The sequence below is a fragment of the Pandoraea oxalativorans genome, assembly GCF_000972785.3.
Lineage (GTDB): Bacteria > Pseudomonadota > Gammaproteobacteria > Burkholderiales > Burkholderiaceae > Pandoraea > Pandoraea oxalativorans.
Map to the genome: position 1 here is coordinate 2,845,027 of NZ_CP011253.3, position 14,384 is coordinate 2,859,410.

Annotated in this window: 12 protein-coding genes and 1 pseudogene; 10 read left to right on the forward strand and 3 right to left on the reverse strand. The window is 63.9% G+C overall.

What is annotated here, in order from left to right:
- The first annotated feature begins 9 nt into the window (after positions 1-9).
- The 3 genes from MB84_RS12640 (at position 10) to MB84_RS12650 (ending at position 3,473) form a co-directional block, all read left to right on the forward strand.
- On the forward strand, positions 10-1,167 hold the full coding sequence (locus tag MB84_RS12640) for a DSD1 family PLP-dependent enzyme (protein ID WP_046293743.1): 1,158 nt from the start codon (positions 10-12) through the stop codon (positions 1,165-1,167).
- Positions 1,168-1,307: 140 nt separating this feature from the next.
- The gene (locus MB84_RS12645) at positions 1,308-2,396 is read left to right on the forward strand and encodes an LLM class flavin-dependent oxidoreductase (protein WP_046292031.1); all 1,089 of its coding nucleotides are present in this window, start codon (positions 1,308-1,310) and stop codon (positions 2,394-2,396) included.
- A gap of 144 nt (positions 2,397-2,540) precedes the next feature.
- Positions 2,541-3,473 (forward strand): ABC transporter substrate-binding protein, encoded by a 933-nt coding sequence (locus MB84_RS12650; RefSeq protein ID WP_046292032.1) that lies wholly within the window; start codon positions 2,541-2,543, stop codon positions 3,471-3,473.
- A 14-nt stretch (positions 3,474-3,487) separates the two neighbouring features.
- On the opposite strand, the gene MB84_RS12655 is transcribed toward MB84_RS12650, so the two are convergent.
- On the reverse strand, positions 3,488-4,384 hold the full coding sequence (locus MB84_RS12655) for a LysR substrate-binding domain-containing protein (protein ID WP_046292033.1): 897 nt from the start codon (positions 4,382-4,384) through the stop codon (positions 3,488-3,490).
- A 272-nt stretch (positions 4,385-4,656) separates the two neighbouring features.
- Between MB84_RS12655 and MB84_RS12660 the strand changes: the two genes are divergently transcribed.
- The 7 genes from MB84_RS12660 (at position 4,657) to MB84_RS12690 (ending at position 12,650) form a co-directional block, all read left to right on the forward strand.
- Positions 4,657-5,532 carry an ABC transporter permease gene (locus MB84_RS12660; RefSeq protein ID WP_084009758.1) on the forward strand — a complete coding sequence of 292 codons (876 nt, stop codon included), beginning with the start codon at positions 4,657-4,659 and terminating at the stop codon, positions 5,530-5,532.
- Entirely contained in the window at positions 5,529-6,566 is a 1,038-nt protein-coding gene (locus tag MB84_RS12665; protein ID WP_046292034.1) for an ABC transporter ATP-binding protein, read from the forward strand. Before MB84_RS12660 ends, MB84_RS12665 begins: the two co-directional genes overlap by 4 nt.
- Positions 6,567-6,636: 70 nt before the next feature.
- A complete protein-coding gene (locus tag MB84_RS12670; protein WP_046293745.1) occupies positions 6,637-7,752 on the forward strand; it encodes an extracellular solute-binding protein in 1,116 nt (371 codons plus the stop codon).
- 77 nt (positions 7,753-7,829) lie between these two features.
- Entirely contained in the window at positions 7,830-8,660 is an 831-nt protein-coding gene (locus tag MB84_RS12675) for an ABC transporter permease (protein ID WP_046293746.1), read from the forward strand.
- Positions 8,638-9,213 (forward strand): TIGR00725 family protein, encoded by a 576-nt coding sequence (locus MB84_RS12680; protein ID WP_046292035.1) that lies wholly within the window; start codon positions 8,638-8,640, stop codon positions 9,211-9,213. Before MB84_RS12675 ends, MB84_RS12680 begins: the two co-directional genes overlap by 23 nt.
- Before the next feature lie 92 nt (positions 9,214-9,305).
- Positions 9,306-10,514 (forward strand): porin, encoded by a 1,209-nt coding sequence (locus MB84_RS12685; RefSeq protein ID WP_046292036.1) that lies wholly within the window; start codon positions 9,306-9,308, stop codon positions 10,512-10,514.
- Positions 10,515-10,979: 465 nt separating this feature from the next.
- A complete protein-coding gene (locus MB84_RS12690; RefSeq protein ID WP_052653274.1) occupies positions 10,980-12,650 on the forward strand; it encodes a hypothetical protein in 1,671 nt (556 codons plus the stop codon).
- Here MB84_RS12690 and MB84_RS12695 read toward each other — a convergent pair.
- Positions 12,629-13,084: pseudogene (locus tag MB84_RS12695) on the reverse strand (integrase core domain-containing protein); the annotation flags it as partial. The gene MB84_RS12690 and the pseudogene MB84_RS12695 sit on opposite strands and share 22 nt — an antisense overlap.
- Before the next feature lie 16 nt (positions 13,085-13,100).
- Complete coding sequence (locus MB84_RS12700) at positions 13,101-14,186, reverse strand: IS110 family RNA-guided transposase (RefSeq protein WP_046289963.1); 1,086 nt, start codon at positions 14,184-14,186, stop codon at positions 13,101-13,103.
- Between the last annotated feature and the right edge of the window lie 198 nt (positions 14,187-14,384).

Here is a 14,384-nt window from a genome sequence, read left to right on the forward strand (position 1 = left end):
TTGATCGCCATGACTTCGATCCACAACATTCCGCTCGCGTCGTTGCAGACGCTGGAAACACCTGCCGCCGTTATCGACGTGCCGCGTATGCAGCACAACATCCGCCGCATGCAATCGCGCATGGACGCGCTCGGCGTGCGATTCCGGCCGCACGTCAAAACCAGCAAGTGCATGGAGGTCGCGCAAGCGCAAATCGACGCTGGCGCCACGGGGATCACGGTGTCCACGCTCAAAGAGGCTGCGCGCTTTTTCGACGACGGCGTCACCGACATCCTCTATGCCGTAGGCATGGTGGCGAGCAAGTTGCCTGCGGCGCTGGCGTTGCGTCGCCGGGGTTGCGATCTGAAGATCATCACGGACAGTGTGGCTTCGGCGCAGGCCATCGTCGCCTTCGGGCGCGAGTATGGCGAGACGTTCGACGTGTGGATCGAGATCGATACGGACGGACACCGCTCGGGTATCCGTCCCGATGAAGACGCACTGATCGACGTCGCCCGCGTGCTGCACGACGGCGGCGCGACGCTCGGCGGCGTCATGACCCACGCCGGTTCGAGCTACGACTTCGACACGCCCGAAGCGCTCGCCGCCATCGCCGAACAGGAGCGCGCGGGCTGCGTGCTGGCGGCGACGCGTCTGCGCGATGCCGGTTTGCCGTGTCCGGTCGTGAGCGTCGGCTCGACGCCCACCGCGCTCGCCGCCGAACACCTCGACGGCGTGACGGAAGTGCGCGCCGGTGTGTATGTGTTCTTCGATCTGGTGATGCATAACGTCGGCGTGTGCACGACCGACGAGCTCGCGCTGAGCGTACTCACCACGGTGATCGGACATCAGGCGGACAAAGGCTGGGCCATCGTCGACGCTGGCTGGATGGCCATGAGCCGCGACCGTGGCACACAAAAGCAGAAGCGCGACTTCGGCTACGGGCAGGTTTGCCGCATCGACGGCAGTGTGGTGCCCGGCTATGTGCTGAGCGGTGCGAACCAGGAGCACGGCATTGTCTCGCGAGAGGGCGAAGCGGACCCGGATATTGTCGCGCGCTTCCCCATCGGCACGCTGCTGCGCATTCTGCCGAACCACGCGTGCGCCACAGGCGCGCAGTTTCCCGAGTACCACGCCATCGATCCGGATCGCGATGTCGCGACGTGGTCGCGTCTGCACGGCTGGTAAGCATCGCAACACAGCGTAAGGCGTACGCCACGCGACAATGCTGCTTATGCCGCCGCGCGGCATAACGTATCCCGATTTTCTTCGTTCACGGCGGGCCGCGCGCCCGCTACGCTCGCACTTTGCCTGTATGGAGTGCACTTATGAGCGTAGAAATTATCGGGATGATCACGGCAGCGCCGGGGTCCGAAGTCGATCAACCCACGGGGGCGGCGGTCGACCCGACGTTCATTACGCGCATGGCGCAGGCGCATGAGACCGCCGGTTTCGACCGCGCCCTCATCGGTTACTTCTCCAACGGCCCGGAAGGCAGCCTCGTGAGCAGCCATGTCGCCGCCGCGACGCAACGGCTGGGCATTTTGCTCGCCTACCGTCCCGGCGTCATCGCAGCACCGCTGGCGGCCCGTCAGCTTGCGACGCTCGATCAGTTCTCGCGCGGGCGGGTGGCGCTGAACGTCGTCTCCGGTGGCAACGACGCCGACCTGCGACGCGACGGCGACTTCCTCGATCACGACGCGCGCTATACCCGCACCGACGAATATCTCGACGCCCTCAAGCGCATCTGGACCGCCGACACTCCGGTCGACTTCGACGGCGAGCACTATCGTTTCGAACAGGCGTCGCCCGCCGTACGGACGTGGCAGAAGCCGCACATTCCGATTTACTTCAGTGGCGCGTCCGACGCGGCTATCGACGTCGCGGCGCGCCACGCCGATACGTATATGCTGTGGGGCGAACCGCTCGACGCGGTCGAGTCGCTCGTCAACCGCGTACGCACCGCCGCGCAGCGTTATGGCCGCAAACCGCGCTTCTCGATCTCGTTCCGCCCCATCGTCGCCGACACCGAAGCGCAGGCATGGGCGCGCGCGGACGACGTGCTGCGTCAGGTCAAGGCAACGCGCGCGCAGCTCGGTCTTCATGCCGAAGCCCCCGAGAACGTCGGCTCACAACGTCTGCTGGCGGCCGCCCAGCGCGGCGACGTCGTAGACGAACGTCTTTGGATGGGCGTCGCCAAAGCGACCGGCGCACGCTGGAACTCGACGGCGCTCGTCGGCACCGCCGAACAGGTGGCGCAAGCGCTGGGGCGCTATTACGCCCTCGGCGTCGACACGTTCCTTATCCGTGGCTTCGATCCGCTCGGAGACACGATCCGTTACGGCGAATCGCTGATTCCGGCCATCCGCCGCCATACCGCCGAACTCGACCGGCAACGCACGCCTCAGGCGGCGTGATTCGCTTCACGGCCTCACTTCTTCCCTTCTTTTCAATCGTTTTTCATAGGTGTCATGATGTTGCTGCGCTGGATTCGTCGCGCCCGCTTTGCCCTTCCCACCCTTCCCGCTCTTTCTCTTTGCGCTGTCACGGCGTTCGGCGTCATGCACGTTGGCGTAGCGAACGCGCAAAGCATCACATTGCGCGTCGGGGACCAGAACTACTACAACGTGCGGGCCTCGATGGAGGCTTCGGGCGCGCTCGAAGGGGCGAACTATCAGGTCGAATGGAAACACTTCCATTCGGCCGCGCCGGTAGCCGAAGGACTCAACGCGGGGGCGCTGGACCTCGGCTTCCTCGGCGATTCGGGCTTCCTGTTTCTTGCGGCAAAAGGCGCACCGGTCAAGCTGATCGCCGTCTCGCGTCAGAACCCCGACACGATTGCGTTACTCGTGCCGAAGGATTCGCCGGTCAAATCGATCCAGGATCTCAAAGGCAAGAAGGTCGCCTACTGGCCGGGCGCGTGGAGTCAGCAACTGACGCTGCGCGCGCTCGAGAAAGCCGGGCTTCCGACCGATTACGTCCAGTTCGTCAAGCTGATGCCGGTCGATGCGGCGGTCGCGCTGCCCAACGGTTCCATCGACGCGTTCCCCGTCTGGGAGCCGTACATCTCGCAGCAAGTCGTGCACAACGGGGCGCGTCCGATCATCACCGCACGCAATCTGATGCCGGGCCTGAGTAGCGTCGCCGCTTACGCGCCATCGGTCGGCTCGAAGCACGCGGCGATTGCCGACTTCCTCGCACGGCTGCAAAAGGCACGTGCGTGGGTGGAGAGCCACAAGGAGGTTTACGCCGATCAATGGGCGAAGAAGGCCGGATTGGATCGCGACGTCGCACGGCACTGGATCGGGCAGGCCGGGATGACGGTCGATGCCGTCGACAAACAAGCTGTGGCCGACTATCAGGGCACGAGCGATTTCCTGACGCAAACCGGCGCACTGCCGAATCGCTTCGATGTCAGCAAGATCGTCGACACGTCGTTCAACGCTGTGCTCGACGTGAAGGGACAGGCGACGCGTCAGAGCGCGTCGCGATGAACCACGACGCGCGCTTACCCCTGCGACGCCTGACCTAGCATCCACTCGCGGAAGTACCGCAAGGCCGAGCGCTGTTGCAGGCGCTCCTTCGGATAGCAGAGGTAATGCCCATGACGCGGCACATCCACCCCGGCATCCACAGGCACCACGAGGCGGCCGGCCTGTACCGCCTCGCGCGCCAGAAACTCCGGCACCAATCCGACGCCCATACCTGCCTCGGCCGCCTGTAGCAGCACGGCGTACTGCTCGAACCGAGGTCCCGGGCGCTGCCCATGCGGCCCGACGTCGTAGCAAGTCGCCCACGTCCCCCACACCTCTTCCGCCTGGTTGTGCACGAGCCTCGGTGCGCGAGCCACGTCCGTTGCGCTCGCCAGCGGGTAACGCGCGACGAACGAAGGCGCACAGACCGGCACAAACCGGCGTCCATCCAGATACTCGCTCACGACACCTTCCCACGAGCCATCGCCATAACGAACGGCGGCGTCCAGTGTGAACGGGAAGGCATCTCCATGCGCCAGATGACGACTAAAACTTAGCGTCACGCCAGGCGTGCTCGCCAGAAAGTCGGGCAATCGTGGGATCAACCACTTGGTCGTAAACGTCGGCACGCTGGCAATCGTCAGCAGATCGCTCTCACCACGCGACGTCATCAGTTCGAGCGACGCATTGCCGATCTCGCGAAGCGGCTCCGCCACACGGTCGTGATAGCGACGCCCCGCCTCGGTCAGCACCAGATGACGCCCCTCACGCACGAACAAGGCCGTGCCGACCAGCGTCTCCAGCGCCGCAATCTGCCGACTCACGGCGCTCGGCGTGAGGCCCAGTTCACGAGCGGCACGAGAAAAATTCAAGTGCCTCGCGGCGCTGGTGAAGGCGAGCAGTTCGGCGATGTTCGGATAGCAATGGCGCATCGGGGAATGTCAGGCTGGCGTTGGGTTCCGGTGGAAAACAGCGGTTCGCGATCGCTTCCGACTCGATTCCGACGACGCGTCAACTGTTCCGTTTTCGCACAGAACGATGCCCCAAACGTATGTTTTCTTCATGACAATGACATTTCAGACCGTGAAACTCTCGCCCAACGTCGATTCGGCTGTCTCCCCGTCTGCCCTTTTGCAGTAAGGGATTGCAAGACATCCGGCCGACCGATGCGAGTTTGTCACCGTATGCCGTTCAGGTTTCCCCAATGTCCGACGTCCACGCCGACCGCCTTGCCCAAACTGTGCCGCCCCGGCACAACCCGGCGCATGCCGCAACGCGTGCGAAGGCGGGCCCGCTGATATGGGGCGTGCGCGCCGTCGCGGCGCTATTTCTGATCTATCTCTGCTTGCCGGTGCTGTTGCTGCTGATCGGCGCGTTCGGCCAGACGTGGACCAATACCGTATTGCCGACGGGCGTGACGGGACACTGGTTCGCCGATCTGGCGGGCGACCCGTCGTTTCGCCGTGCGTTCTCGACGAGCCTCATCGTCGCGCTGAGCTGCTGTGCGATGACTGCACTGATCGGCCTGCCACTGGCGTACTCGCTGCACCATCGCTCACGCAGCGGCCGCGGAGCGATTGCACGGCTGGTGACGCTGCTGCCTGTCGCCGTGCCCGCCCTCACGCTCGGCTTCGGCTACATCGCGGTCTTCAGCGGCGACACGCTGCCGTGGCTCGGTTCGCTCTGGCTGCTCGTGCTGGCGCACGCCGTCCTCACACTGCCCTATCTCACGCAGACGCTGCTTGCCGATCTACGGCATCTCGACATTGCCAGGCTTGAGGATTGCGCGGCCACGCTGGGCGCATCGCCGCTGCGTCAGTTCCTGACAATTGCCGTGCCGAACCTCACGCATAGCCTGGTGGCCGGGTTGGTGATGGTCGCAGCGCTGTCCATCGGCGAATTCCAGATTTCCAATCTCATCGCGGGTTTCCACTATCGCAACTATCCGGTCGTCTTGCTACAGGCGTTCTACGGTGCGACCGGCTTCGCCTGCGCCGCCACCGTCGTGCTGCTTGTGCTCGCGCTTGCCGCAACCGGCATGTCGATTGTCGCGGCATCCCGCCAGAAGGTCAGTTCATGAGTCTCACTCTCGAAAATGTCAGCTTCCGCTACGCAGGCGCGGCCAACGGCCTTGACGACGTCAGCTTGCACGCGCGTCAAGGCGAGCTGCTTGCCGTGATGGGCCGCAGCGGCTCGGGCAAGTCGACCGTGCTGCGCCTCGTCGCGGGTTTGCTCGATGGCTATCGCGGGCGCATTGCCATCGGCGGTGAAGACGTCGGCGGCGTGCCGGTCTGGCGTCGTCATGTGGGTATGGTGTTCCAGCAATACGCACTGTTCCCGCATCTGAGCGTCATTGACAACGTCGCTTATGGGCTTCGGATGCAAGGGGTCAAGGCGTCCGAGCGTCAGCGTGCGGCCCTCGACATGCTCACGCGTGTCGGGCTGGCCGAGTTCGCAACGCGTCGTCCGACGTCGCTCTCCGGTGGCCAGCAACAACGCGTGGCGCTCGCCCGCGCGCTTGCCATCTCACCGCGCGTGCTGCTGCTCGACGAACCGCTCGCGGCGCTCGACGCCGGTATCCGTCAGCAACTTCGCGACGAAATCCGTGCGCTGCAACAGGCCAGTGGCGCGACCACGCTGATCGTCACGCACGACCGCGACGAGGCGCTGAGCATGGCCGATCGCGTGGCCGTCATCGATAACGGCCGCCTGCTGCAGATCGACACGCCGCAGCGCCTGTACGACGCGCCGGCGTGCGCGACGGTGGCGAGCTTTACCGGGCTGTCGACGGTGTTGCCTGCGCGTGTAACGCGTCCCGGCATGGTCGATACCGGCTTCGCCGAGCTGCACGTCGAGACCGGCGCATGGCGGCCGGGAACGACTGTCTCGCTGCTGGTGCGCCCCGAACACATTCAGTGCGACCCGCCGGTGAGCACCCTCAACCGCCTCGGCGGTCATCCGGGCGCGGTGCGCTTCTTCGGCGCGACCTGCCGATTCGACTTCCTGCCCGAAGGCGCGACAACCCCACTGCTCGGCGAGAGTCGCACGCCCGCGTCGTTCGCCATCGCGCTTGACCCTGCACATCTGCGCGTATTGCCGCCGGTGGAGGCGTGAGATGCCTGCCCTCATGACCGCACAACCTGTCAAACGTTTCCCGATTCACGTCCAAGACGGAGCTATGTCGATGATCCACCCCGCCGCTTCCCTGCGTCCGCGCGCCCTGCCCGCGCTGGCGACGCTCGCGACAGTCTTTGCACTGCTCTCGGGTACCGCAGGCTCCGCGCTCGCGCAAACCAGCGCTGCCGCGCCGCTATATCCGGGCGAAACCGAGCTGTATGCCAAGGCGGCCGAGGAAGGTCTGGTCGTGTCCTTCGACACCGGTCCGGAATGGGCCAACTGGAAGGCGCTGTTCGCCGAATTCCGCAAGCGCTATCCGAAGGTCGAGATCACGTACAACGACATCGGCTCCGCCGCGACCGTCACCGCACTGGACAAGTCGCGCCGCCGTCCGCAAGCGGACACCGCTTACTACTTCGCAGGTTCGGCGCTAGACGCCGTGCAGAAGGACGTTGTCGCACCGTTCAAGCCGATCAACTTCGACACGCTGCCGAAGGTCTTCCGCGATAACGACGGTCGCTGGTTCACCATCCACTCGCTCAACATCGCGTTCCTCGTGAACACGAAGCTTGTCAAGCACGTGCCGCAGTCGTGGGCCGACCTGCTCAAGCCCGAGTACAAGAACTCGGTAGTGTATCTCGATCCGCGCTCGACGGGTCAGGGTCAGGTCGCCGTGTTTGCTGCGGCTTACGCCTTCGGCGGCAACGTCGACAATCCGAAGCCGGGTGCGGAGTTCTTCGGCAAATTGCGCGATGCAGGCAACGTGATGCGCGTCGAAGGCACCACGCCGTACGCCAAGTTCGTCAAGGGCGAGATCCCGATTCTCATCGGTTACGAGAACGACGGCCTGAAGGCCAAGTACACCGACGGCATGGGCGACGCCGCACAGGTCGTGATTCCGAAGGAAGCCAGCGTCTCGGCGCCCTATGCCATCAGCCTTGTGAAGAACGGCCCCAATCCGGAAGCGGCCAGGTTGTGGCTGAACCTCATCATGAGCCCGGTCGGTCAGTCGCTGTTCGCGCAGGGTTATGTGCGCCCGGCCGTGCCCGGCACGCCGCTCACCCCCGAGATGCGCGCCCGCATGCCGGACGCCCCGCAGGTGCATCCGCTCGACGTCGCGCGCGCCGCTGCGCAGAAGGCTGAAGTCGATCGTCTGTGGTCGGCCGCTGCACTCGCCAAGTGAGTTCGCAGACCATGAAGTCAGCGCGTGCATCGACCGGCATCGTCGAGCCACCGGATCCCCACGTGTCGCCAGCGGCACTGCATGCGAAAGACACGCCGCGCGGCTGGGTGCGCCGCTTCGGCGGTCTGCCCGCCGCCGTGGTGCTCGCGCTGGGCTTCGGCTTGCCGCTCGCGTCGCTGGTCGTGGCGGCGTTCGAGGGACATGGCGCTGCGTTTTCCGCCATCGCCCTCGATCCGCTGGTGCGCGACGCGTTCGTCAACTCGCTGGCACTGGCCGTCGGCGCAGGTACCGTCTCGCTGATCGTGGGCGCGCTGATCGCCGTGACGCTTGCACGTCAGACGCCGCGCCGACGGCGGCTCTGGCTCGCAGCCATGGGTGTGCCGCTCGCCTTCTCGGGGCTGGTGATCGCCTACGGCTTCATCCTCGCTTTCGGACGTTCCGGCTTCGTGACAATGACTCTCGCGTCGCTCGGCGCAGATCCGGTGCGCTTCGGCGCGCTGATCTACACCGCGCCCGGACTCGTCGCCGCCTATGCGTATTACCTGATCCCGCGCGTGGCGCTGATGGTGTATCCGACCATCGCCAACCTCGACCGCCGTCCCATCGAAGCCGCACTGACCTTGGGTGCGACGCCGTTGCGCGCGATCGTCGACGTCGCCCTGCGCGAAATGTGGCCCACGCTGGCCGCCGCGTGGTGCCTCGTCACGGCGATTGCGCTCGGGACGTACGGTACGGCGCTGGCGCTTGCCGGTACTCAGATCAACATCCTGCCGTTGCTCGTGTTCCTGAAGATGTCGGACGGGCAAACGGATTTCCCTCAGGCTGCTGCGCTGTCGCTCGTCTTGATGGCGGTGTGCAGCGGTGTGCTCGCTCTCGGAGAGTGTCTTGTACGGCGTCATCCTCAATGAGTGGTCGGCTGTGGCCCGCCACGCCCTCGATCGACTCGCAGCCCGACAGGCAGGCCCCTCGCGTCATGTGACGCCCGTCGGTCTCATCGGTCCGCGCGAAGCCTCGCCCGCCCAACTCTACGCCGCGCAACGCATCGGCGAAGCGCTGGCGGCCGCCGGTATCGCACTGGTGTGCGGCGGCAAGGGTGGCGTAATGGAAGCCGCTTCCGCCGGGGCGTCGGCCGCCGGGGGCATCGTGATCGGCCTGCTGCCCGAGGAACATGCCAACGACGCCAATCCCCACCTGAGCGTGGCGCTGCCCACCGGGCTGGGCATTACTCGCAACGCCCTGATTGCGCGCGCGTCGATCTGTCTCGTAGCTGTGGGTGGCGGTCTGGGCACGCTCTCGGAAATCGCGCTCGGACTTCAGTGGCGTAAACCGGTTTTTACCGTCCTCGACGCCCCGGCCGTGCCGGGCACCGAGCGCTTCGACGATATCGACGCACTGGTCGTGGCGGTGGCCACCTGGCTGAGCGTCACCGGACTTCCCGGAGGTGACCACCCCGGAAAGTAACGCCGGCAGTTCGACAAAACCGACCCACACCGGGGAACTGCCGGTGCGTTTTCGTGATGTTCCTGCAATATAAATTTAGGACCACTAATATTATGAAACGTATTCTTCTCGCTGCACTCGGCCTTGGCGGTATGGCCGGCATCATGGCGCCCGTCTACGCTCAGAGCAGCGTGACCCTGTACGGCATCGTCGATGCTGGGGTGGGTTATGCCAGCGGTCAGCGCACGGCCAACTCCAAGGGCGGCGTCGGCGCACCGATCAACTACACGAACGGTTCGGTCTGGGGCTTCGCGAGCGGCACCTGGTCGGGCGACCGCTGGGGTCTAAAGGGTTCGGAAGATCTGGGTGGCGGCAATTCAGCCATCTTCCAGCTGGAAAACGGTTTCAACATCGGTAACGGTACGTCGGGTCAGGGTGGCCGTCAGTTCGGCCGTCAATCGTGGATGGGTCTGCAAAGCGCCTCGCTCGGCAAGCTCACGTTCGGCCGTCAGTACGATCCGATCGTCGACTACGTCGGTCCGATCAGCGCCGGCACGTTCGTGACCGGCATGGGTGCACACCCGGGCGACATCGACAACCAGGACAACCAGTCGCGCGTGAACAACTCGGTCAAGTGGGCCAGCCCGAACTACGCCGGCTTCCAGTTCGGCGCGATCTATGGCTTCGGCGGCCAACCCGGCAGCGTGAAGAACCAGAACACGTGGGGCTTCGGCGGCTCGTACGCCAGCGGCCCGTTCGCCGTGGCCGTGGGCTACCTACAGGCAACGAACGCCTATGGCACGTCGTCGAGCACGTGGTCCGGTTCCTATGACGGCACGTTCTCGTCGTCGATCAACGAAGGCTTCGCCTCGGCCGCCAGCCAGCGCATCGTCTCGGCCGCCGGTAGCTACACGTTCGGCGCCACGCAGGTCGGCATCCAGTACGGCAATGTGCAGTACACGCCGGGCACGCTGTCGACGTTCGCCAGCAGCTTCACGTTCAACACGATCGGCACGAGCATCGCTTACCAGTTCACCCCGGCCCTGCGACTGGCCGCCGCGTACAACTACACGCAAGGCAGCGACGTGAAGGGTTCGGGCGGTCCGAAGTACCACACGGTGAACTTCGCTTCGTACTACGCCCTGTCGAAGCGCACGTCGCTGTACGGTCTGGTCGGCTATCAGAAGGCGTCGGGCAACACGCTCGACACCTTCGGCAACGTTGTCTCGGCGACGGCTTCGGTCGGCGACGTGGGCAACGGCATCTCCTCCGCCACGGCGACGCAGACGTTCGTGCGCGTGGGTGTGCGTCAAACGTTCTAAGCGTCTGAGCGGATCGCCGTTGTAGCAACGTAGCAGATGTAGGGTAACGTTGGACTGTCCCCCGCCGCCCCACGGCGGGCGACCCTGGTCTCACCTTGGGGACTTCGCGAGAACCGGATCGGCACGCAACGTTGTGGACATGGTGTGGCGTTGCATGACGGACCGGCTCACCCTTGGGCACGCTTTCGCACTCCCCTCGCACGGCCTTGCCTCAAGCCGTGCTGTGTGCAGGCGTGCCGCTTTTTTCTGCACATCGCGGGCTGCCGGACCCGACAGTTGACCCTGAGGACGGAAATCCCCGGACGATCCAGCGTGGGTATCGACACCTGTCAACGTTTACAGTTGTCGGGCATGCGTTGTGAGCGCGAAATGGAGAAGCGGTATCCGATTTCCAATTTCGATCACCCCACACGTCGCCCCGCGTGTTGGGCCTCCCTCATTTCGCCGGTCGTCCGGAGGTCCGTCATGAAGACTCACGACAATCTCTCCACGCGCGTTTACAGCCCGCGTCCGCATGACACGTTGCCGTCCTATACGACGGCCGAGTTACCCAGGCCGATTGTCGAAGAAGCCGTAGGCGACACGCTCAACCCCGACGATGTCGACGACTTCGCCGCTGTGACGGTTATGCCGTATGCCGGTATGACGTCCGGCGACATGGTATGGATCTACTTCGGGCAGGGCAGCGGCGGAGGCGAGGAGATCGACGCCGCCCTGATTTCAGCTAATCTGGTCGGCCGGCCAGTGCAGATGTACGTGCCTAAAGAGAAAGTGTCGTTCTTCGACATGACGACGGTCACGGTCTATTACGCAGTGCACAGGGGCGGCGTGCTGTGGGCCCGCTCGGAAGATAGGGTGCTCAACGTCATGAAGCCGACGCGCTGGCCTGCCCCTTATGTGGAAGAAGCCGATGGCGATGACCTGCCCGAGGATGCCTATGGCGTGCGCGGGGTACGCACTGTCGTGCCACAGCATGCGGACATGCAGGTGGGTGACGTCATAAGGCTTTTCTGGGAGGGCGGAGGGAATCATTACGAGGACAGTATCCCCATCCTGAAGCCGATGGACTTCCGGTTCGGCGTGCAAAAGGAAACGGTGGATCTCTGGATCGGCCAGACCGTGCAGATCTTCTACACGATCACGCGCGGCGCCACGCTCATTCACTCCGACGTTCTGAATCTGCGCGTCGCCATTACCGAGACCTTGTTGCCTGCGCTCGTCATGGATCAGGTGGTCTACGGCAAGCTCAATCTGGCCGAGGTCGCGGACTTCGTCGACTTCCGTGTGTTGTCTTATGAAGGAATGCGCGAAGGCGACGTGGCCTTTGTCGATCTGGGGCCAGGTGCGGATCACGGTGGCGCGACGGTCACGATACAGGTGACCCAGAACAGCGTGGGCGTTCCTCTGGAGGCTGCTTTCGCGCGCTTGCAGGTCACGCCGTTTGTCGGCCAGACGGTGGAAATGAAATATCGCATCGAGAGTGCGACCGGCCATCGGGAGTCCGAGGTGTTGATGGTGGAAGTGATCGAGGCGGTGGCCACGTTGGATCCTCCCAACATCCCGGCGCTCAGCAACGGCGAGCTCGATCCCCGTCAGGTATTGGGCGGCGCGCAGGTCATCGTGCCGCTCGCCAGCCTCATGCAACAAGGCGACCGGATTGTCCTGACATGGGATTGCACCAAAGATGCGGGTGACCACACCGATACCAAGATTGTCGGAGGCGGCACCGGCGACATCTGGTTCACGGTCCCTTATGACGCGATCTCGAAAGGCATCGATGGTACCGTCGTTGCAACCTACGAATTGGTGCGCAGCGCGGTCGTGATCGGCACCGGTTCGGCAATGGCCTTCTCGATCAGGCGGCCTGAACTGCCAGCCGTGGTGCTGGTGGAGGCCGACGGCGGCAATCTGGATCCCGACGATGTGCCAGCGCAGGGGGCGAGTGTCGAGATTGCGTCTACCGCGCAGTTCGCGCTCGGCGATGTGGTGACACTCCTCTGGCAAGGTACGACCGAGTACGAGACGTCCCACACGATCGCTGCCCCCGATGTCGAGAACAGCCTTCTGATGAAGGCGGAAATTTTCAAGCTAGTTGTCGCCTCCACGAATAAATTTCAGGCGGCCTTTCTCTCCTGACTACGGCGCTGTGCGGCGACGTCCTGGTGGTCGATGCGATCCGGGTTCAGGTGCACAGCATCGACGCGCTGCCAGTTGCGCGTGCGGCCTTTCCAGCGCAGCGGGTGGCGTTGCCGGGCGGCCTCATAAAGCGCTGCTCGTCGATCCAAAATGGTCTGGTCGAGATTGGCATGGCGCTGCGCCGGCGTCACGAACCGGATCGCGCTGTGACGGTGCTCTTCGTTATACCAGCGCACCAGCGCGCCCACCCAGGTGCGTGCGGCGAGCAGGGTGTCAAATGCCCTCAGCGGGTAAGTCGGCCGGTACTTTAGGGTCTTGAACAACGATTCAGAATAAGGGTTGTCGTTGCTCACGCCCGGGCGGCTGAGCGAGTGCATGACGCCCAGCGTCTGGAGGGTGGCGAGCATCGTCGCACCTTTCATCGGGCCGCCGTTGACGCCCTTCTAAAGGTCAAGAGGTAAATTGGGTCTGCGCGATCTGGCGGTAACGTTGCCGGATGGCGTAGAAGACCTCTCGTGCGATATAGCGCTTGAGGCATCGAATCGCTTCAAGCTTTGAGTGGCCCTCGCTGACGCGTTTGGCGACATAGGCTTTTGTGCGATCGTCGGTTCGCAATCGACCGATGGCGATAATGTGCAGGGCGCTGTTGGCCGCGCGATCTCCACCGCGATTCAGTCGATGTCGTGTCACCTTGCCAGAAGACGCCGGGACGGGACTCACTCCACAGAGGGCGGCGAAGCTGGCCTCTGACTGAAGCCGGTCGCTGTTGTCGCCAGCGGTCAGTAGCAGTTGCGAAGCGGACTCATAGCCAATTGAATACCGGGAGACCAGATCGGGGGCGAGTTCATCGACCAGAGCCGCGATCATGACATCGAGGTCGGCGATCTCGTCGTGCAACTCGAGATACCGACGCCCCAGTGATTTTAATGCAATCCGGTTGGCAGAGATCAGGCTCCGATAGTCAGACAGATCGGGACGCCACGCGGCCAATGTTCGAATAAGCTGCATCCGTGTCATCTTGCGCAGCGATTCGCGTAACTCGTCAGGCGCGCTGATGATGGTACTGTGAATTAGTTGCAATGCAACGCGCCTCGCGGAGATGGCGGTCTTCCGGCAGACTTTCAGAACGCGCAGCGATTCAATCATGCCGTCGCGTGTCTTGGGCGTGACTGTACGCACACCAGCAAAGGCAGCATGCGCCGCGTTGCAAGCGTCCAGCGTGTCGTCCTTGCCGCGTTTGCGCCGGTCGCTCCTGTCGGGTGCCGTGACCTCAAGCACCGTTACGTGGGCCAGTTGAAGGTAGCGAAGCAAGCCCGCTCCGTAGGAGCCGGTGCATTCGACGCCAACCCGGGCAAGCTCTCCGAATGAGCGCATCCAGAGCAGCATCTGTTTGTAGCCATGCCGCGTGGTAGGGAAGCATTCACTGCCGAGCAGACGATCGTGTTCGTCAACGACAGCTGCAACATGCACGTCCTTATGGGTATCCACGCCGCCCACAACGTTGCGATATCCAGAAATAGCCGGTTCTTCTTTCATGAGCCTTGCTCCGGTTGCCGATGAGATTGAGGCGATTTCACCGGCATCGAGTACCTGGACAAGACAGTAAAGCGACAGAGCGTCAGGCCCTTCTTGAGTCACACGTATCGACGAGGCGAAACCTCGCCGCTCGGCGGTTCCGGACGATCGACAGGTCAGGGGAAAGACACTACGTCGATCGGAATGTGGGTCAGGTCG

Excerpts from the sequence above, each read along its gene's own strand:
- MB84_RS12640 (WP_046293743.1), top strand. The coding sequence starts at position 10 with ATGACTTCGATCCACAACATTCCGCTCGCGTCGTTGCAGACGCTGGAA.
- MB84_RS12645 (WP_046292031.1), top strand. The coding sequence starts at position 1,308 with ATGAGCGTAGAAATTATCGGGATGATCACGGCAGCGCCGGGGTCCGAA.
- MB84_RS12650 (WP_046292032.1), top strand. The coding sequence starts at position 2,541 with ATGCACGTTGGCGTAGCGAACGCGCAAAGCATCACATTGCGCGTCGGG.
- MB84_RS12655 (WP_046292033.1), bottom strand. The coding sequence starts at position 4,384 with ATGCGCCATTGCTATCCGAACATCGCCGAACTGCTCGCCTTCACCAGC.
- MB84_RS12660 (WP_084009758.1), top strand. The coding sequence starts at position 4,657 with ATGTCCGACGTCCACGCCGACCGCCTTGCCCAAACTGTGCCGCCCCGG.
- MB84_RS12665 (WP_046292034.1), top strand. The coding sequence starts at position 5,529 with ATGAGTCTCACTCTCGAAAATGTCAGCTTCCGCTACGCAGGCGCGGCC.
- MB84_RS12670 (WP_046293745.1), top strand. The coding sequence starts at position 6,637 with ATGATCCACCCCGCCGCTTCCCTGCGTCCGCGCGCCCTGCCCGCGCTG.
- MB84_RS12685 (WP_046292036.1), top strand. The coding sequence starts at position 9,306 with ATGAAACGTATTCTTCTCGCTGCACTCGGCCTTGGCGGTATGGCCGGC.
- MB84_RS12690 (WP_052653274.1), top strand. The coding sequence starts at position 10,980 with ATGAAGACTCACGACAATCTCTCCACGCGCGTTTACAGCCCGCGTCCG.
- MB84_RS12700 (WP_046289963.1), bottom strand. The coding sequence starts at position 14,186 with ATGAAAGAAGAACCGGCTATTTCTGGATATCGCAACGTTGTGGGCGGC.